Origin of the sequence: uncultured Chloroflexus sp., assembly GCF_937951745.1 — a bacterium.
In the GTDB taxonomy this organism is placed as follows: Bacteria; Chloroflexota; Chloroflexia; order Chloroflexales; family Chloroflexaceae; genus Chloroflexus.
In genome coordinates this window covers 16,301-34,172 of the sequence record NZ_CALFBQ010000035.1, presented here as the reverse complement: position 1 = coordinate 34,172, position 17,872 = coordinate 16,301, and the positions used below count along the sequence as shown (strand labels likewise).

The following is a 17,872-nucleotide window of genomic DNA, read 5'->3' as shown; positions in this document are numbered from 1 at the left end:
TTGCCGGCTTGAGCATTGCAGCCATCATTGGCCTGCTGCGCGGCGCGTGTACGTGGCCGGCAACCCTATCACGCTGGCAACAGCGCTGGATGTGGCTCTGTCTCATCGCCGTCATCGTGGCATGGGTGGCGCTGTTTGGCCGGTTGCATCCGTTACCGATAGAAGGCCGGCCGCATATTCCGCGTGGTCGGTACTTGTATTGGGCGATCGTACCAACCATCTGGTTGGTCGGGTTAGGATGGCAACAGCTCTGGCCGGAACGGTGGCGCCCATACACGCCCTATATCTTGCTGGCCATTGTGGCTATCTGCGATGGAGCGGCGCTGATTGCGATCATATTCTTCTACTACAATTGACGAATAAAGTCACTGTCTGCTACAATCACTTTGGTATCTCAAGCAAGTTCAACAGGCGACTCGATGGAAGACGAAATCGATCTGAAACCATATCTACGAGCGCTTTGACGCCGTTGGTGGATCATTATCGGCGTAGCAGTGGGGTTAGCGATCATTGTGGCTGTAACGGCAATTCTGCGGAAACCGCCCTATCCCTATACCGCTAGCTCCTCACTGTTGATTGTGCCGGCCAGCGCGCAAGTGACGCTTGATTCTCGTTTTACCAGCCACGACTCAATGCTGTTTACCACCACGGTGAACCAGCGTGAAGCGTTGCTCGCTCTGACGCGTGATGCAACCCTTGAAGAACAGGTAGCAACCACGTTGGCGATTGACTATCGACCCGGCGAGTTAGTGAACCGAATCGCGATTGATACGAACGGTGATCTGGTGCGGATCACAGCTCGCGCTGAGACGAGCGCCGAAGCGGAGCGGTTGGCAACGGCATGGGCAAAAGAATACGCCCGACTGGTTACCGAAACGTACACCCGTGATACAGCATCGCTCGCGCTGGTTGAACAGCAGTTAGCCGAAGCACAGATGCGGTATCAAGCGGCCCAAGCAGCGCTGGAAGCATTTATTGCCCAAGGCGAGATCACCACAGCCGATCAAGAAGTACGGCGACTGAGTGATTTGGTCAATAGCACTCGCTCGGCAGGGACCAATCGGTTTGCCGAGTATTTACGGCGGAGCAATGATTTAGAGCAGATCCTGCGTGATGCCCGCTTGCTGCGCGAACGACTGAACGGGCAAGCGGGTGATGAAGCCGATACTGCTGATGCTATCGCCGCACTGTTACTGAGAATTCGTAATTTGAGTGATCGGAGCGGTGACCGACCAATCTTACAACTCGATAGTTCGCTGACGAACAACACGACCGTGACGGCACTAGAGCTTGACCGGTTGATTGCTGCGCTTGAAGCGGAACAACGTGCTGTACGGCTTGAAGCAGAACGCTTGAGCAAGGTAGCACTTGAAGAACTCAGTCCAGCCGCAAGCAAACTCCTCATCGAACGGTTCAATGCGGCACAGGCCCGTTATGAGCAATTGGCCGCTCGCCAACGTGAATTGACCCGTACGCGTGATCAGGCGTTCAATCTGGTCGAAATTTTAATGCGGCGGATTGACGAGCTACGGGTTGCCGATGCCGCACCGCAAGTGACGGTACGTTATCTAGGTACCATCACCAATCCGGGAGTGACAATTGGCCGGCAAGCACTGACCCAAGCCGCAGTTGCCGCGCTGGCCGGAGTGGTGCTGGCGGCGGCGGTCATTGTGGCAATGGAAGCGATGGCACTGGCTCGGCGTGAGAAATCTCCGCAACTGAAACCCACCGGTGATTAAGCACACGGTACGCTGAAGCGAGCCAACCAGCAATCGTGCTGCGACGTAACGAATGTAACGAATAGTATCTTCTGATGAAACAACCGCTCATTTCCGTTATCATTCCCTGTTATAACGAAGCTGCCACGCTGCCAGCCATTCTGGCCCAAGTCGAAGCCGTTGAACTCGACAAAGAGATTATTGTGGTCGATGACCATTCGACCGATGACACGCCAACGATCCTTGCTGAGCTAGCCCGCAACCGTCCATACCTCACGGTCATTCGCCACCCACAGAACCGTGGCAAGGGGGCAGCGGTACGCAGCGGCTTAGCCCATGCCCGCGGCGAGATTACGATTATTCAGGATGCCGATCTGGAATATGACCCGCAAGACTACTACGAACTGGTGAAACCGATCGCGAACCGGCGCGTTGATGTCGTCTTCGGCAGCCGATTTCTTGGCCGCCACACCGGAATGTATTTTTGGAATGCGATCGGCAACAAGTTCCTCACCTTTTTGACGAATTTTCTCTTCAACTGCTGGATCTCTGACATGGAGACCTGCTATAAGGTGGTGCGCACCGACATTTTGCGTGATTTACGGCTTGAGAGCAACGATTTTCGCATCGAGCCGGAAATTGCCGCCAAGGTGTTGCGGCGCGGCTACCGGATTTACGAAGTGCCGGTGAGTTATCTGGGCCGCACTTACGAAGAAGGCAAGAAAATGAAGCCGATTCAAGGGTTTTACGCCATCTTTGCCCTGTTGAAATATCGGTTGTGGGCTTGAGCAGCAGGCGACATTGGGTCATCACTGCGGTAATACTTGTGCAATCAGATAATTTGTGATACAACACTCAGAGAAGGCAGGCGTTGGGCCTGCTGCCATTCCGCGGAGGGGCGGGCGGCGCGGGAAGTTCCCGGCACGCTCGCTTTTCGTTCGCCACGAGGAGCGCATGCGAGTTGCGATGCTGAGTGTCCATAGTAGCCCGCTGGCCCGATTGGGCGGCAAAGAGGCGGGCGGGATGAATGTGTATGTGCGTGAATTGGCCCGTGAACTGGGCCAACGCGGGATATTTGTCGATATCTTTACCCGCAGCCAAGATCACACGATGCCAACCGTTACGCCGATCGGCCGAGGAGTGCGCGTGATTAGTCTACACGCCGGCCCAGCAGCGCCTTACGACAAGAATCTGCTCTTGACCTACTTACCAGAGTTCGTCAACCGCGTGCGGTGTTTTGCCGATGGTGAAGATCTAAGCTACGATCTGATCCATAGTCACTATTGGTTGTCAGGGGAAGCAGCGCTCCGCTTACGGCGGGTCTGGCGCGCACCAGTGGTCCAGATGTTCCATACGCTAGGTGCAATGAAGAACCGGGTAGCCCGCTCGGATGAAGAGGTTGAAACGAACCGGCGGATCGCGATCGAGCGTCGGTTGCTGCGAGAAGTCGATGCAGTGGTCGCCGCTACCCCGCTTGATCGAGCGCAGATGGTGTGGCATTATGGCGCCGATGCAAGCCGAATCCGAGTGATTCCGTGCGGTGTAGATCTACGTCGGTTCCAACCGGGCGACCGCACAACGGCGCGCACCGAGCTGGGGATGGCCCACGACGCAATCATACTGGTTTGTGTCGGAAGGATGGAGCCATTGAAAGGTATGGATGCACTCATCCGAGCAGCAGCTCGGTTGAGTACCCGCCATCCCGACTGGCGCGAGCGCTTGCAGGTGGTGTTGGTGGGCGGCGATAGCGAGACGCAAACAGAACGTTGGAACAGTGAACAGCGCCGGCTTGATGCCTTGCGCCGCGAGCTGGGCATAGTGAGGCAGGTGCGCTTTGTCGGCGCGCAACCACAAGAGCAGTTGCCGTTGTACTATGCCGCTGCTGATGTGGTGGCCGCCCCTTCACACTACGAGTCGTTTGGGCTAGCAGCACTGGAAGCGCTAGCTTGCGGTGCGGCAGTAGTCGCCTCCAATGTCGGCGGGTTGGCGCTCACGATCGAGGATCGACGCAGCGGCTTACTGGTACCACCTGATGATGATGCGGCACTAGCCGCACAGATCGAGCGCATCTTAACGGACTCAGCATTGGCCGCGCAACTACGTGCGGCGGCGGTGCAACGCGCGGCTGAGTATGGCTGGCCGACAATTGCTCGGCGTATTACTGCGCTCTACGATGAGCTGATGCTGGCACATGCGGCGATCTGGTCGGCTCAGCGATTGGTGCGAGTATCGTGAATCGAACACGGGCATTGATCATTGTCGGTCTGCTCTACTTGGGTGTCGGGTGGATCTTGTCGGCAATTGGACCGAGTCTACCCGGCTTGGCAACACAAGTTGGACGGGCAGTGACCGATCTTGGAGCGGTGTTTACCGCCTTTTCGCTCGGTGGCGTGCTGGCGTCAGTTGGCGTAGGAGCGGCTATCGGGCGGTGGGGCATGCGCGCAGTGATTGCGTTGGGCGCAGCCTGTATGAGCGGCGGAATGCTCATTGCCGGATTAAGCCCATTCCTGTTTGGGATGCTCGCCGGCACGCTGATTGCCGGTTTCGGGTATGGCGGGATGCTGGCCGGGGGCAACCTGCTGGTTGCCCGCTTGTACCAAGGCGGCGCTAGCGCACTCAATGCGCTGAACCTCTTTTTCAGCGTTGGCTCAATCGGCGGGCCGTTGATTGTGGCGGCAATGATTACCTTCTTTGACCGACCACAAGCGGCGATCTGGATCGGGGCGTTGTTGATGGGTGTGTTGGTATGGCCCGCGTTGTCGCTGCAAGAACCAACGCAAGCGCCGGCAGCGCAGATGAATGGCGCCCCCCGTTGGTTGGCGGCAGTGATGTTTGGTATCCTGATGTTTACCTATATCGGCACCGAGATCGGGATCGGCGGTTGGATCGCGTTGATCCTCGAGCGTGGTGCCGGCTTAGCAGCACCAATCGCGGCATTGAGCACTAGCCTGTTTTGGGGCATGTTGACCGGTGGCCGCTTGGTGGCGACGATTTGGGGCGACCGGTTGGGGCCATTGCGCTTGCTTTTGCTCTGCTTGAGCGGGCTGGGGCTGGGTGGTGCATTGTTGTTCATTGGCACAGCCCAACCTGAGCTAGCACTGGCAGCAGTGGCGCTCATGGGTATGGCCTGCGGTCCCATCTTCCCGACCACCATGTTAATGATCACGCGAGCAGCCGGACGGAGCGGTGCAGCGTTGAGCGTAGCGTTGACGATCGGCACCGGTGGTGGTTTGTTTCTGCCGGCGCTGTTTGGGTTGCTGATCGGCTGGTTTGGCCCGCCGGTCGGGGCGCTGCTGGTCGTGATTGACGCGACGTTGATGGTGGTCATGTTGGTGGTGGCCCGGCATGGGATGAGCCGTCCGCCAGCGATGGCCAAATCGCCGGCCTGATGGCATAGGGGAGCGGCGCACAGATGGGCGCCTCACGAACAGTGTCAAGACCATGATTGCCATCGATCTAAATTGCGATTGCGGCGAGAGTTACGGCGCGTTTCAGGTGGGTGATGACGAAGGGATTCTGCCCTTTGTCAGTTCGGCAAACGTGGCGTGCGGCGGACATGCTGGCGATCCCGTCGTGATGCGCCACACAGTGCGGCGCTGTCGCGAGTTGGGAGTAGCAGTCGGCGCACACCCTAGCTATCCCGATCTGTACGGGTTTGGCCGACGCGTATTACCGCTATCGCCAGACGAAATCGAGGATTGGATACTAGCTCAAATCGGCGCGCTGGCCGCGATTGCCCGCGCCGAGGGGGTCGAATTGCGCCATGTCAAACCACATGGCGCGCTCTATAATGTCGCCGTGCGTGATCACGCCGTCGCCGCGGCCATTGCCCGCGCTGTCGCCGCGTTTAGCCGCGAGGTGGCGCTGGTGGGCTTAGCCGGATCGGCACTGATCGCAGCTGGGGTTGAGGCTGGGCTGCCAGTACTGGCCGAAGCCTTTGCCGATCGAGCCTACGAAGCTGATGGCCAACTGCGTGACCGGCGACACCCCGATGCGCTGATCGTCGATCCGGCAGCGTGTGTGGCCCAGACCCTCAGGATTGTCCGCGATGGTATCGTGCTCGCGGTCGATGGCACGCCGGTTCGGTTACGCGCTGACACCATTTGTATCCACGGCGATACGCCGGGAGCGGCAACGCGAGCGGCAGTGTTGCGACAAGGATTGGCAGCGGCAGGAATTACGGTGCGGGCGCCGGAGCGATGAGCGGGCGGATTGACTTGATGGGCGAAGCGGCGCTGCTGGTGCGCTGGCCGGCAGAGCTAGCTGCGGCAGGCGCACCACTAGCGGCAATGACTGACCTGCAACGCGATCCGCTGCCGGGGGTAATCGATCTAGTGCCGGCGATCGATTCGCTGCTGGTGTGTTTTGATCCGCTCACAATCGATCGCACCCAGCTCACGGATCGTTTACATACGCTTGCAACGCATCCACCACTCACTGCATTGCCAACAGGACGCGAATTGGTGATCTCGGTGCATTACGGCGGTATCGATGGTCCCGATTTGGATGAAGTGGCCGCACAGGTTGGGCTGTCGCCGCAGGAAGTGATTGACCTTCACACCGCAACTGAGCAGCAGGTGTTGATGATCGGCTTTGCGCCGGGCTTCCCGTATCTTGGCTGGTTACCGCTGGTGCTACACCTTCCTCGCCGGGCCACACCACGAGTCGCAGTACCGGCCGGTTCGGTGGCAATTGCCGCCGGGATGACCGGTATCTACCCAACAACCTTGCCCGGCGGCTGGCATGTGATCGGTCGCACCGACGTTACACTGTTTGATCCGGCGGCAGATCCGCCAGCCTTGTTGCAGCCGGGTGATCGGGTGCGGTTTGTGAACGCAGAGACGCAACGGCGATAAATACAACGGCGCAAAGGGCGCCAAATTTGGGGGAGCGGATAGATATAGATGTTTCTGATCTGCGAACATTCCGTCTCAACCTGTGTTGATACGTTTTATCCGAACCGGACACTCATGTGGCTACCTTTCTCGACATCATTGCCCCCGGGCCACTCATGACCATTCAAGACGGAGGCCGGCCTGCCGCGCGGCGGTACGGGGTGCCAGCGGGAGGAGCGATGGATCGGTTTGCGCTAGCGGTGGCCAACCGTTTGGCGGGGAACCGACCAGACGCGCCGGCGCTGGAACTAACAGCCGGCGGCGTGCAGATCCGGTTTGGCGCGCCAATGCTGATCGGGCTAGCCGGTGCCGATCTCCAAGCTTATCTCGATGATGCGCCGCTCGCCCCGTGGTGCAGCGCGATCGCGCCGGCAGGCAGTGTGTTACGGCTGCACGGACGACGGGACAATTGGGGCGGGCGGACGTATCTGGCGATCGCTGGCGAATTAACAGCAGAATGGGCAGTTGGCGGCGCGGGCACATGTCTGGCCGGCGGTTTCGGCGGTTATCAGGGGCGCGCATTGCGAGCCGGCGACCGGATTACCGTGGAGCCTCGCTCATTCACCGCCGCCGATGGCATGCGGTGGTGGCCAGTCGAACGCAGACCAGCATACTGCGCGCAGCCGCACTTGCGCGTCTTACCCGTCCCGCAGCATACCATGCTGCCGGAGGCATGGGAACAGTTGCTGAAGACGACGTTTCAGGTCGATCAGGCGGCCAGCCGGCAGGGGTATCGCTTGGCCGGGGCAACGTTGCCCACTCATCAGCTCTCGCTACCGTCGTTTGGCGTCGTACCGGGTGCGATCCAAATACCGCCCGATGGCCAGCCGATTCTGTTGCTGGCTGACGCCCAAACCACTGGCGGCTACCCGGTGATTGCCGTCGTGATCGGGGCCGATCTGCCACTAGCGGCCCAACTCTTGCCCGGCGACCGGCTCGCATTTGTTGCCACTGATCTAGCAACAGCACACGCGGCGCTAGCCGAGCAGGCGGCATGGCTTGCCACCGGCCCGGAGGATGACGAGAGCGGCGAGCTGTTGGCCCAAGCCGGCGCAATCGGGTAGACCGGTCACGCCATTATCGCAATCATTGCATTGCTCAGCACCAGCACTAACACGACAGCCGATGCAGCCGGCCCTGCCCAGCGATTGAGGCGAGCAAAGGGATTACGTGCTCCGAAGAGAAGGTGTGTCACTACGGCTGTCACCAGCCCAAGGAATGGATGCAAGATAAATGGAAAGCTGAGAAAATACGAGATACCGGTAAAGATACCAACAAGCCAATAGATTAACCCTAGCGTGGCTTGGATGTCGATCAAGACGGGAAAGATCCGCGCCACCGGGCTACGCGGCGCGTTAGGCCGGTAGGTAAAGGCAAGGTAGAAGGCAGCAGCAACGATCAAGACCGACAACACCTCACGGCCAAAGATAGCGTGAACGTTACGAATTGTAATGAAGATTGGATCCATGATGCGGCTCCCTTATCATTAAACAGCGATAGCCACGACAAACCAACCAGCGCAGCGGCACAATCCGCTGCTAAGAACTGAACACCTTGGTTCACTACGTTCATCGTACAAATTTTCACAAGAGCTGTCAAATCGGCTCATTCTGACGAATGCGGCGGTAGAGGGCCTCAGTTTCGGGCAGCGGTTCTATCCCCAACTCTTCGCGCAACGCCTGCACACAGCGGGTATACGAACGCATCGCCTGCGAACGGCTACCGGCGCGGGCGTGAGCACGCATCAGCAACTGGTAAGCCTCTTCGTAGCAACGGTCGCGGCGCAACACCTGCTCGGCAATCTGGATCGCCTCGTTGTGGCGACCTTCGGCGCTCAGTTGTTCGGCGTAGGAAACAGCCGTCGCCAAATAACGCGCCAACAAGCGCTCACGCTCTTCAATCGTCCACGAATCGTAAAGCGATTCGGCAAGGTAATCGCCACGGTAGAGTTGAAGCGCAGCCTGTGCGCTGCGGCGAGCAAAATCGGGATCGGTTGTGGTTTGGGCGCCGCTGGCGCGCAATTCAAACTCATCAACATCGATCCATGCACCGAACGAGGGGGCAAAGCTATAGGCCAACCCTTGCCGGCGAATGAAGAACGGCGGCACCCGCGGCGGGCGATGGGGTTCGAGGGCCGCATTGAGCGTATTCAGCGTCACTTTAAACTGGCGCTCAGCGGCTTCGAGATCGGCATCAGGCCACAGCCATGCGCAAATCTGCTCACGCTGCACCCAATTCCCACGCATCGTCAACAGTAACTGAAAGAGCTGGCGGGCCTTTTCGCGTTGCCACTCGCGGGCTTGAATCTCTTGATTACCGCGCCACACCCGAAACGCACCCAGCATCTGCACGCGCAGGGTAAAGCCGGGATGATAATCATCAACCGTATCATCGGCGGCGATTGAGGGGAAACCCTGCCGGAGCAAGCGCATTGCAGTCTCGCGATGAGCCGGCATTGTACGCGCGCGCAACAGCAACGGCACCAATGCAGCAATATCACGCGGGCCAAACAGACTCGGGCCGATCAACACATTCTCATACCCATGTTCCACCGCCTCGCGCATCACCTGATCTATCAGCGGATCAACGCTCGCACCCCGGCCAGCGCGCAACGCAGCCAACGCACGCCACAGATGGACGAGGAACAGACCGAAGGTATCGTGGCCGGCTTGAAAGCGTTGCTCGGCCTGATCAAGCCATTCGTAACCGCGCGGATCATCTGCAACCAGCGTCACACTCCCCAACGCAAGCAGCATCAACGCCGCCACCCATTCATCGCCCGATGAAGCGGCCAGTAACAATCCTTCGCGAGCATCGGCTTCGGCCCGCGCCAAATCGCCGGCATGGCCGTGGAGCAAGGTCAAGCCAAGGTAGCCTTCAGCGCGGGTGCGAGGCACTGTCACCTGTTGCAGCAAACGCAAGCCGCGGCTGTAATGTTGGCGCGCAGCGTTATCGTCGCCGCGAGCGATCAATTGATAGGCATGGCCAAGGCGCAGTTCTGCTAGCGCTTCGGTCACAAGGTTGCTGCTCTGCTGAGCTTCGAGCAACATACGGTGGGCGAATGCTAGCGCCTGCGGGCCGACGCCAAGCATCGCATTGATCAGCGCCAGCAATAAGAGCGGTTCACGATGAGCGGTAGCGCGGGTAAACGGGTGTTCTGACCAGAGCCGTTCTTCGAGCAATTGGCGCGCTTCCCGCAACCGGCCAGCGCGCAGCAACAGGCGTGGCCGCAACGTTTCAGCGTGCGCAGCGTACAGATGCTCCAGACCATGCGCCATTGCCAGCTTACGCGCCGTCTGTTCAAGCCGCAGCCCAATATCAGCTCGACCACGATTCGCCCAATTCTCGGCCTGCATCAACAGCAGCTCGATCCGTTCTTCACCGCAATGGCGGGGAAGCAGTTTAAGCGCGCGGCGGAGCAAATCGGTCGCCGGCGCGGGTTGGACGGTATCGAGGTAGATCGACGCTTGGCCACGCAGACAGCGTGATTGGCCAAGACGATCGTTCTGGGCGGCAAAGGCGCGTTCCGCGCGCCGATAGGCGGCGAGCGCCGCCTCGAGGCGGTTAAGTTGATGGAGCGCAGCGGCCTGTATCTCAACCAATTCCGGCGCTTCATCGCTCGACAGCGCAAGCCGGCGCATCCAATCCAACACCGCCTCCGCCCGCCGCTCGGCGAGCAATGTCCGCGCAAGAGGGAGGAACGTGGACACAGCAGCCGGATCACCGGCAGCAATCTGATGGTACAGCGCACTCTCTCGATCGCCAGTGCGTTGAAAATAGGCTGCCGCTTGCCGGTGCAGCGTAGGCCACTCCGGATCAGCCGCGGCGCGGCGAGCCAGCCAAGCGGCAATAATTGGTTGAAAGCGCACCCCATGATCGCCGAAAGGTTCGACAAAAAGCCGGCGTCGGCGCAATTCAGCAATCAAGGCTGGGGCATTGAGCGCTGGATCAAGCGCCGAGCAAATACCGGGTTCGAGCCAACGCAGACCGGCGCTACGTTGGAGGCAGCGGCGCAACGGTGCGGGCAGCGGCGCCAACACCTCACGTTCCAGATATTCGTCAAGTGCTGGCGTGACGTGTTCGCGCAAACCCAACGAACTGCGCCAATCAGTAGCATCGAGCGCAATCCGTAGTGCCAGCGCCCAGCCAGCACTAAATGCAAGCAACTCATCGAAATCGGCTGGCAGCGTCCGTCCAGCCTGTTGCCAGAGGGCAGCAGCCTCATCAGACGTAAATGCCAATGCATCTGGCTCGACGAGCACCGCCTCACCACGGAGACGAGCGGTGGCGATCAGAGGCGAATCGGGTTCACGCCGTCCGGCCAAGACAAGATGCAACCGTGGCGGTTGGGCAACGATCAAGCGTTCGATCAGCGCACGCAAATCAGGGTGTTCATCGATCAGATGCGCATCATCGATAATCAGCAAGGTTTCATCATCGAGATCGCTAGTCAAGGCATTAATCAACGCATCGATTGTTGTCGGCGAGCGCTGAGTATCAAGGGGAGTCACACGACTTAGGGCTGCCGCGAGATGGCGCAAAAGGCGCGGAGGATCATCAGCGGCATCGGCACGGCACCACGCTGCTGGCCAGCCACCGTGAACAGCGAGTGCCGCTAGCGCGACCGTCTTGCCACTGCCGGGCGGCGCAACCACAATAGTCAACGGCGCATCAAGGGCTACCGCCAGCCGCTGCTCAACCCGTACCCGACGGACACGGTACAACGGGGCTGGCGGCGGCAGGAGCCGAGGCCGTAACAGGTATTCGTTATACTCATCTGTAACCGCTGGTGATACCATGAGGATGGCAGGGATCGTTAGTGCAATGCCTTGCATTGCCGTGATCATCATTAGGCAATGGACAGCATTGCCACTTCCATAACCGACAGATTCAACATTGCCTATTGTACACAGGGCCAGATACAATGCCAACGAACGAAGAACGCGAGCAACCCACGTCCAACCAGCCAATGCTGCCGGATTTGACCGATCCAATGTTCCAGTCGTTGCGAGCGTGGAACGAACTCCTCGCCGCCAGTACAGACATGGCCTTCGACATCGTCTTGAAAAACTGGGACTACAGTCGTAGTTTGCGCCATTCGACCGAGCAAGCAGTCGCCGACGCAATTCGCACCCAACAACGCTTGAGTCAAGAGATGATGCAGGCGTGGCAGGGCTACGTCGGCGACATTCAATCGATCATCGAACGCATGCGCAAATCGTAGTTCTTGCGCAGGTGATGGCTACATATACACACCGCCGTTAACGTTAATCTGCTGGCCGGTGATGTAGTCGCCATCGGCAGCCAAGAACACGACGGCCTTAGCAATCTCTTCGGGCAAGCCAAAGCGCCCCATTGGAATGCGGGCTTTGATCTGTTCTTGCACCTGTTCGGGCACTTTGGCCAGCATATCAGTGATGGTAAAGCCGGGTGCCAGCGCGTTGACCGTAATATTATGTTTCGCTAATTCAAGTGCTGCGGTCTTGGTGAAGGCAATAATACCGCCCTTTGACGCGGCGTAGTTGGCTTGGCCGAAATTACCGGCTTGCCCGACAAACGAGCTGATATTAATGATCCGCCCGTATTTGCGCTCGATCATGTGCGGCATCACGGCGGTGGTGCAGTAGTACACACTATTGAGGTTATTCTGGATCACGGTGCTCCAATCCTCATCGGTGAGCTTGCGTAAGGTGCGGTCGCGAGTGATACCGGCATTATTGACTAAAATATCAACGTGGCCCCACTGATCGAGCACCTGCTGCACCATCATACGCGCCTCATCAGCTCGGCTCACATTAGCCTGCACCGGCATCGCGTCACCACCAGATGATCGAATCGTATCCACCACTTCCTGCGCTGCGGCAGCGCTACTATTGTAATTAACCGCCACCTTAGCGCCCTCGGCGGCCAATGCCAGCGCAATAGCCCGCCCAATCCCGCGCGAAGCGCCGGTCACAATCGCGACCCGGCCAGCTAACTTGCCCATTGTTCTCTCCTACCAACCTTACACTTTGTTCCTTGAGCAGACGCCACGGCCCACACTATGGCGTCTGCTCGCAACGCACCTAATTGTAACGCAGTTACATACGCTCGAAGATCGCCGCAATCCCCTGTCCACCACCGATACACATCGTCACCAACGCATAGCGTCCACCGACACGATGCAACTCATAGATGGCTTTCACCGTCAGGATACAGCCGGTCGCGCCGATCGGATGGCCCAACGAGATACCACTCCCGTTAGGATTGGTACGATCCATAGGCAGACCCAGATCGCGAATCACGGCCAAGGCTTGGGCGGCGAAGGCTTCGTTCACCTCAAAGACATCGATATCATCAATCCGCAGACCAGTCCGCTCGAGCAGACGGCGCACCGCCGGCACCGGGCCAATCCCCATATACTTCGGATCAACCGCGACGTTGCTGTAGCCCACCAAGCGTGCCATTGGCTTATAGCCACGCTGTTCGGCGGTGGCCCGATCCATCAACACCACGGCGGCAGCGGCATCATTAATGCTAGAGGCATTGCCAGCGGTAACTGTGCCATCCTTGAGGAACACTGGGCGCAGCTTGGCTAACTTATCGAGACTGGTATCGCGGCGCACGCCTTCATCAATAGTGAACTGCGCAGTACCGCCTTTGACCTTAACCTCGACCGGCACGATCTGCTCAGTAAAGCGCCCCTCTTCGATCGCGCGGGCCGCGCGCATATGACTCTCGTAGGCCAATTGATCTTGATCTTCGCGACTAATGCCCCACTTCGCTGCCACATTCTCGGCAGTCACTCCCATATGGCAATCATCGAACGGATCGTTCAGCGCGCCGACCATCATATCGACAGCCTTCGCGTCGTTCATTCGGGCGCCGAAGCGCATCGCCGGCAGGCTATACGGACTGCGACTCATACACTCGGAACCACCGGCAACGGCTGCATCAATATCGCCGAGCAAAATATACTGCGCCGCCGAAACAATCGCTTGCAGACCGCTTCCGCACAGCCGATTGAGAGTCAGCGCCGGCACTTCGACCGGTAAACCACCGCGTACCGCTGCATAGCGAGCCATATACATATCGTGCGGCTCGGTATTAATCACGTGGCCAAAGACAACATGCCCAATTTCCTCAGGCTGTACGCCAGCCCGCGCCACTGCCTCGCGAGTTACCAACGCCGCCAATTCAGTCGGGGGATGGTCTTTGAGACTGCCGCCGAATGTGCCAATGGCCGTGCGCACGCCACTGAGCACAACGACCTCGCGCTTTTCGCTCATGACGACCTCCTTGCGACGGATCGCCGGGCGACTCCGCCGGTTGCTACTAATCCAAGGAACAGCTACAATTATACCAGTTTCGATAACACAATCAGGGAAAAGAATTGACCATTTCAAAGAGATGTTGCATGGCGTAACCCGGCTGTAACTTCATGTGGTATATTTCACGCACTTCGATATGAAACTGTCCCTTATCAGCACACAGCAGGAGGCTGGGCATGGCCCTACGCAGCGAAGCGATAAGCAATGCAGCACTAAAAGATGGTCGGCAGGTGACAATTCGCCCGTTAGTCGAAAGCGATCGAGCGGCACTCGCCGATTTTGGGGTAAGTTTACCCAAAGACGATCTCCTCTACCTCGAAGAAGATTTCACCAATCCCGAAATTATTGCTCGCTTGGCTAACGCCTCGCACGCCGAGAATTGGCGGCAAATCATTGCACTGGCCGATGATGGTTCGATCGTGGCCTACACCTCAGCACGGCGTGTGCCCGGTTGGTCAAACCACGTTGCCGAATTACGCCTGATCGTGAAACCGGGGTGGCGTCGGAGCGGGTTGGGAACGCAGATGGCGCAAGCCATTGTGGAAGCGGCGCGTGAATTAGGTGCTCAGAAGGTAACAGTAGCAATGCTAGCCGCTCTGAAGGCTGGGCAAGCAATCTTTTCACGCTTAGGGTTCGCTGTCGAAGGGCAATTGGCACGCCACGCTATTGATCGCAACGGCGAGTTGCATGATGTGGTGATTATGTCAGCCTTCCTGCGCGTGTGATAGTGATATAAGGGGGCGGGACTCTATCACGTCTCGCCCCAATCAATATATTCTTGAAATACGTTATGCCGAACCCGCTACGCCATCTCCCCGAAGAAATCAAGCGACCGCTACGCAGTGTGCGCAATCGAGTCCAGCAGATTAGAAACCTCGTTATCGTGGCACAGGTCGCTTCTGCCCCGTTTGCCAACGCGAGTCGCGTGCATTTGCTCCTTACGGAAGATCGAAGCGCAAAGGCGCGATGTGCATTTATTGCGGTTCGTTAGAACGCCACCGCTTATTATGGTTATACCTCACCAAACGAACCAATCTTTTTGACGCACAACCCAAGAACGTTCTGCATGTCGCTCCTGAACCATGCTTTGAGCCGATCTTCCGGCGCCGGTTAGGCGCAGGCTACCTCACTGCGGATTTACTCGATCCCCACGTCATGGTCAAAATGGATATTACCAATATTCAATATCCTGATGAATATTTTGATGTTATTTTATGCAGCCATGTGCTCGAACACGTGCCTGATGATCGCAAAGCAATACGCGAGTTTTGGCGCACACTCAAGCCAACCGGTTGGGCGATCTTGTTGGTACCGATTATGGCTGAAACAACCTTTGAAGATCCCACGATCGTTGAACCAAAGGAACGACTGATTGCGTTTGGGCAAGAAGATCATGTGCGTAAGTATGGCCGCGATTATATCGATCGGTTACGCGAAGCCGGGTTTACCGTATCGGTCACAACAGTAACTGATATGGTTCCCGATCACGAGGCGGCGCTGCGGATGGGGTTGACCGCCGAGAGCGGCGAGATTTACTATTGCACGCGCTAAGAGCGGGACGGTATCCCACTCCTGTGAATTGACAACCCGCATTCTTTCCTGCTATACTTGCTTCAATTGCAGAACGCTGCACTCATCCAGAGCGGTGGAGGGACCGGCCCGATGAAACCGCGCCAACCCGGCGGATCAACGCCTGACGGGTGGCAACTCCGGCAGCACGAAGCTGGCAGATGAGAGGAGAGCGGCGTCTTCTCGCCCTCGGCAGAAGCGCGTCATCTGATCTCTCGTCGCCCCGATGAGAGGTTTTTTTATGCCCACTAACCAGTCTCCCGGCCTCAGTACGGCCGCCGTCCACGCTGGCGAACCGCGTCAGCGCGCGTTCGACGCGATCACGCCACCTATTGTGCAGAGTGCCACCTATACCTTCCGCGATAGCGCCGAGTTGATCGCCTTTCAGGCGGGTGAACGAGAGCGCGACGAGTATGGCCGGTATAGCAACCCGACCGTGCGCGCCGTTGAAGCTCGCCTCGCAGCGCTCGAGTCACCGGATGCTCCGGCAGCAGCATTGCTCTGCGCTTCCGGGATGAATGCGTTGACCACCGTGATGTTGGCGATGCTCCCTGCTGGCAGCCATGTCATCTTGACTGACGACGGCTATCGCCGTACTCGTCAGTTTATCAGCACGATGTTAGCCCGCCTCGGGGTAAGGCATACGGTGGTGGCAGCAGCCGATCCGGCAGCCATCGCCGCCGCGATTGAGCCGGGCCGCACGCGCTTGATCGTTACCGAAGCGCCGACCAACCCCTATCTGCGGGTGATCGATCTGGCCGCAGTGGCGGCAATTGCCCGCGAACACCGGATCAAGACGGTGATCGATGCGACCTTCGCCACCCCCTACAACATGCACCCCCTCGCATACGGCATCGATCTCGTCGTACATAGCTGTAGCAAATATCTTGCCGGTCATAACGATCTGCTCGCCGGCGTTATCATTGGCCGTCCGTCGATCATCAGCGCCTTGCGCGAGACGCAAGGCATTCTCGGTGGAATCTGCGATCCACACGCGGCCTATTTGCTGGGCCGCGGCCTGAAAACGCTCGCCTTACGGATGGAGCGGCACAATCAGAATGGGCAGGCGGTGGCCGAATTTCTCGCCCGCCACCCGCGCGTGACCAAAGTGCATTATCCCGGCTTGCCCGATCACCCCGATCACGCCATTGCTCGCGCCCAAATGCGCGGGTTTGGCGGCGTGGTCTCATTCGAGGTGGTCGGCGATCTGCACAGTGCAATGACGGTCGTTGACCGATTGCGCTTGCCTTACATTGCCCCAAGCTTTGGCGGTGTGGAAAGTCTGGTTGAACAACCGGCGCTTATGAGTTACTATGAATTGAGTAGTGAAGAACGGCTGGCGGTGGGCATCCGCGACAATCTGATCCGGCTCTCGTGCGGGATCGAAGATGCGAGCGACCTGATCGCCGATCTGCAACAAGCCCTTGCCGACGAATAGCTTATGCACTCCACCCTGCAACGCCGGCTAGCCGCCGGCCAGATTGTGGTCACCGGCGAGATTGCGCCGCCCAAGGGGGCGGCCCGCGCGCACCTTGAGACCCTCGCCACGAACATTCGCGATTATGTTGATGCGGTCAATCTGACCGACAACCAGCGTGGCATTGCCCGCATGTCGTCGTTGGGGGGCAGCGTGATCTTACAGCAGCTCGGCATTGAGCCGATCATGCAGATGACCTGCCAGCACCGCAACCGGATTGCATTACAAGCTGATGCCTTGAGCGCTTCGGCGCTTGGGGTGCGGAACCTGTTAGCAATGACCGGCGATCATCCGCGCATCGGTGACCATCCCGACGCCAAGAATGTGCTCGACCTGAATTCGTTTCAACTGATCCGTATGCTGCGGACCCTGCGCGATCAGGCTACGTTTCAATCGGGTACACCACTCAAAGAAGCCCCCCACTTTTTTATCGGCAGCGTCGCTAACCCTAACGTCGAGCGAGCAGCACGACTAGAGAAGAAGATTGAAGCCGGCGCTGAATTTGTTCAGACCCAGTTAATCTTTGATGTAGCACGGTTTCGACACTGGATGGCCGATGTGCGCGCCGCTGGTCTGCATCAGCAGGCGTACATCCTAGCCGGAGTGATGATCTTGCGCCGTCCGCAGTCGGCAGTCTATTTGCGCGATAACTTGCCCGGTACACTCATGCCCGATACAGTGATCGAGCGGATGCAGCGCGCCACTGACAGCGAAGCTGAAGGCATTGCACTAGCGGCCGAACTGGTCAATGAATTACTGAGTATCGAAGGGGTGGCTGGTGTCCATATTATGTCGGTTGATTGGACTCGAGCAATCCCACGGGTGGTCGAGCAGGCCGGTTTGTTGCCGCGGCCGCCGGCGCCGGCGATTGCAGAGAATGTGCTATAACATATGGGAGGGACG

Annotated in this window: 16 protein-coding genes, 1 pseudogene and 1 riboswitch; of the genes and pseudogenes, 13 read left to right on the top strand and 4 right to left on the bottom strand. The window is 58.4% G+C overall.

Annotated features, from left to right (window positions below; genetic code table 11):
- The 8 genes and pseudogenes from Q1A59_RS09425 to Q1A59_RS09390 all read left to right on the top strand — a co-directional run.
- A pseudogene (locus tag Q1A59_RS09425) lies at window positions 1–356 on the top strand (hypothetical protein); the annotation flags it as partial.
- A 138-nt stretch (window positions 357–494) separates the two neighbouring features.
- A complete protein-coding gene (locus Q1A59_RS09420; RefSeq protein ID WP_299644900.1) occupies window positions 495–1,739 on the top strand; it encodes a lipopolysaccharide biosynthesis protein in 1,245 nt (414 codons plus the stop codon).
- Window positions 1,740–1,813: 74 nt separating this feature from the next.
- Window positions 1,814–2,506: a glycosyltransferase family 2 protein gene (locus tag Q1A59_RS09415; protein ID WP_298482913.1), complete on the top strand. Its 693-nt coding sequence runs from the start codon at window positions 1,814–1,816 to the stop codon at window positions 2,504–2,506.
- 166 nt (window positions 2,507–2,672) lie between these two features.
- Window positions 2,673–3,953, top strand: coding sequence for a glycosyltransferase (locus tag Q1A59_RS09410; RefSeq protein ID WP_298401704.1), 1,281 nt, complete (start codon window positions 2,673–2,675; stop codon window positions 3,951–3,953).
- A complete protein-coding gene (locus Q1A59_RS09405; RefSeq protein ID WP_298401702.1) occupies window positions 3,950–5,107 on the top strand; it encodes a sugar MFS transporter in 1,158 nt (385 codons plus the stop codon). The genes Q1A59_RS09410 and Q1A59_RS09405 overlap by 4 nt, the downstream gene beginning before the upstream one ends.
- Before the next feature lie 52 nt (window positions 5,108–5,159).
- Window positions 5,160–5,921: a LamB/YcsF family protein gene (locus Q1A59_RS09400; RefSeq protein WP_298401700.1), complete on the top strand. Its 762-nt coding sequence runs from the start codon at window positions 5,160–5,162 to the stop codon at window positions 5,919–5,921.
- Window positions 5,918–6,574, top strand: coding sequence for a 5-oxoprolinase subunit PxpB (gene pxpB, locus Q1A59_RS09395; RefSeq protein WP_298482915.1), 657 nt, complete (start codon window positions 5,918–5,920; stop codon window positions 6,572–6,574). The genes Q1A59_RS09400 and pxpB overlap by 4 nt, the downstream gene beginning before the upstream one ends.
- 116 nt (window positions 6,575–6,690) lie before the next feature.
- Window positions 6,691–7,677 carry a biotin-dependent carboxyltransferase family protein gene (locus tag Q1A59_RS09390; protein ID WP_299644899.1) on the top strand — a complete coding sequence of 329 codons (987 nt, stop codon included), beginning with the start codon at window positions 6,691–6,693 and terminating at the stop codon, window positions 7,675–7,677.
- A 5-nt stretch (window positions 7,678–7,682) separates the two neighbouring features.
- Here the strand turns inward: Q1A59_RS09390 and Q1A59_RS09385 are convergent, their stop codons facing one another.
- Window positions 7,683–8,081 carry a hypothetical protein gene (locus tag Q1A59_RS09385; protein WP_298401694.1) on the bottom strand — a complete coding sequence of 133 codons (399 nt, stop codon included), beginning with the start codon at window positions 8,079–8,081 and terminating at the stop codon, window positions 7,683–7,685.
- 127 nt (window positions 8,082–8,208) lie between these two features.
- Window positions 8,209–11,448 (bottom strand): BTAD domain-containing putative transcriptional regulator, encoded by a 3,240-nt coding sequence (locus Q1A59_RS09380; protein WP_298401692.1) that lies wholly within the window; start codon window positions 11,446–11,448, stop codon window positions 8,209–8,211.
- Between the two features lie 89 nt (window positions 11,449–11,537).
- Between Q1A59_RS09380 and Q1A59_RS09375 the strand changes: the two genes are divergently transcribed.
- Complete coding sequence (locus Q1A59_RS09375) at window positions 11,538–11,837, top strand: hypothetical protein (protein ID WP_298401690.1); 300 nt, start codon at window positions 11,538–11,540, stop codon at window positions 11,835–11,837.
- Window positions 11,838–11,855: 18 nt separating this feature from the next.
- On the opposite strand, the gene fabG is transcribed toward Q1A59_RS09375, so the two are convergent.
- Both fabG and Q1A59_RS09365 read right to left on the bottom strand, forming a co-directional pair.
- Window positions 11,856–12,599: a 3-oxoacyl-[acyl-carrier-protein] reductase gene (gene fabG / locus Q1A59_RS09370; protein WP_298401688.1), complete on the bottom strand. Its 744-nt coding sequence runs from the start codon at window positions 12,597–12,599 to the stop codon at window positions 11,856–11,858.
- A gap of 94 nt (window positions 12,600–12,693) precedes the next feature.
- Window positions 12,694–13,881, bottom strand: coding sequence for an acetyl-CoA C-acyltransferase family protein (locus Q1A59_RS09365; protein ID WP_299644898.1), 1,188 nt, complete (start codon window positions 13,879–13,881; stop codon window positions 12,694–12,696).
- 218 nt (window positions 13,882–14,099) lie between these two features.
- On the opposite strand from Q1A59_RS09365, the gene Q1A59_RS09360 reads away from it, so the two are divergent.
- The 4 genes from Q1A59_RS09360 to Q1A59_RS09345 all read left to right on the top strand — a co-directional run bounded on the left by Q1A59_RS09360 (window position 14,100) and on the right by Q1A59_RS09345 (window position 17,857).
- The gene (locus Q1A59_RS09360; protein WP_298401684.1) at window positions 14,100–14,648 is read left to right on the top strand and encodes a GNAT family N-acetyltransferase; all 549 of its coding nucleotides are present in this window, start codon (window positions 14,100–14,102) and stop codon (window positions 14,646–14,648) included.
- A 241-nt stretch (window positions 14,649–14,889) separates the two neighbouring features.
- Entirely contained in the window at window positions 14,890–15,474 is a 585-nt protein-coding gene (locus Q1A59_RS09355) for a class I SAM-dependent methyltransferase (RefSeq protein ID WP_298401682.1), read from the top strand.
- Between the two features lie 79 nt (window positions 15,475–15,553).
- Window positions 15,554–15,660, top strand: a riboswitch (SAM riboswitch).
- 73 nt (window positions 15,661–15,733) lie between these two features.
- Window positions 15,734–16,930 (top strand): PLP-dependent aspartate aminotransferase family protein, encoded by a 1,197-nt coding sequence (locus Q1A59_RS09350; protein ID WP_298401680.1) that lies wholly within the window; start codon window positions 15,734–15,736, stop codon window positions 16,928–16,930.
- Between the two features lie 3 nt (window positions 16,931–16,933).
- Window positions 16,934–17,857, top strand: a complete 924-nt coding sequence (locus tag Q1A59_RS09345) for a methylenetetrahydrofolate reductase (protein WP_298401678.1) — start codon at window positions 16,934–16,936, stop codon at window positions 17,855–17,857.
- Window positions 17,858–17,872: the final 15 nt, after the last annotated feature.

Coding starts and splice junctions, on each gene's coding strand:
- Q1A59_RS09385 (WP_298401694.1), bottom strand. CDS start 8,081: ATGGATCCAATCTTCATTACAATTCGTAACGTTCACGCTATCTTTGGC.
- Q1A59_RS09365 (WP_299644898.1), bottom strand. CDS start 13,881: ATGAGCGAAAAGCGCGAGGTCGTTGTGCTCAGTGGCGTGCGCACGGCC.
- Q1A59_RS09350 (WP_298401680.1), top strand. CDS start 15,734: ATGCCCACTAACCAGTCTCCCGGCCTCAGTACGGCCGCCGTCCACGCT.
- pxpB (WP_298482915.1), top strand. CDS start 5,918: ATGAGCGGGCGGATTGACTTGATGGGCGAAGCGGCGCTGCTGGTGCGC.
- Q1A59_RS09345 (WP_298401678.1), top strand. CDS start 16,934: ATGCACTCCACCCTGCAACGCCGGCTAGCCGCCGGCCAGATTGTGGTC.
- Q1A59_RS09355 (WP_298401682.1), top strand. CDS start 14,890: ATGTGCATTTATTGCGGTTCGTTAGAACGCCACCGCTTATTATGGTTA.
- Q1A59_RS09400 (WP_298401700.1), top strand. CDS start 5,160: ATGATTGCCATCGATCTAAATTGCGATTGCGGCGAGAGTTACGGCGCG.
- Q1A59_RS09375 (WP_298401690.1), top strand. CDS start 11,538: ATGCCAACGAACGAAGAACGCGAGCAACCCACGTCCAACCAGCCAATG.
- Q1A59_RS09410 (WP_298401704.1), top strand. CDS start 2,673: ATGCGAGTTGCGATGCTGAGTGTCCATAGTAGCCCGCTGGCCCGATTG.
- Q1A59_RS09380 (WP_298401692.1), bottom strand. CDS start 11,448: ATGCAAGGCATTGCACTAACGATCCCTGCCATCCTCATGGTATCACCA.
- fabG (WP_298401688.1), bottom strand. CDS start 12,599: ATGGGCAAGTTAGCTGGCCGGGTCGCGATTGTGACCGGCGCTTCGCGC.
- Q1A59_RS09360 (WP_298401684.1), top strand. CDS start 14,100: ATGGCCCTACGCAGCGAAGCGATAAGCAATGCAGCACTAAAAGATGGT.
- Q1A59_RS09415 (WP_298482913.1), top strand. CDS start 1,814: ATGAAACAACCGCTCATTTCCGTTATCATTCCCTGTTATAACGAAGCT.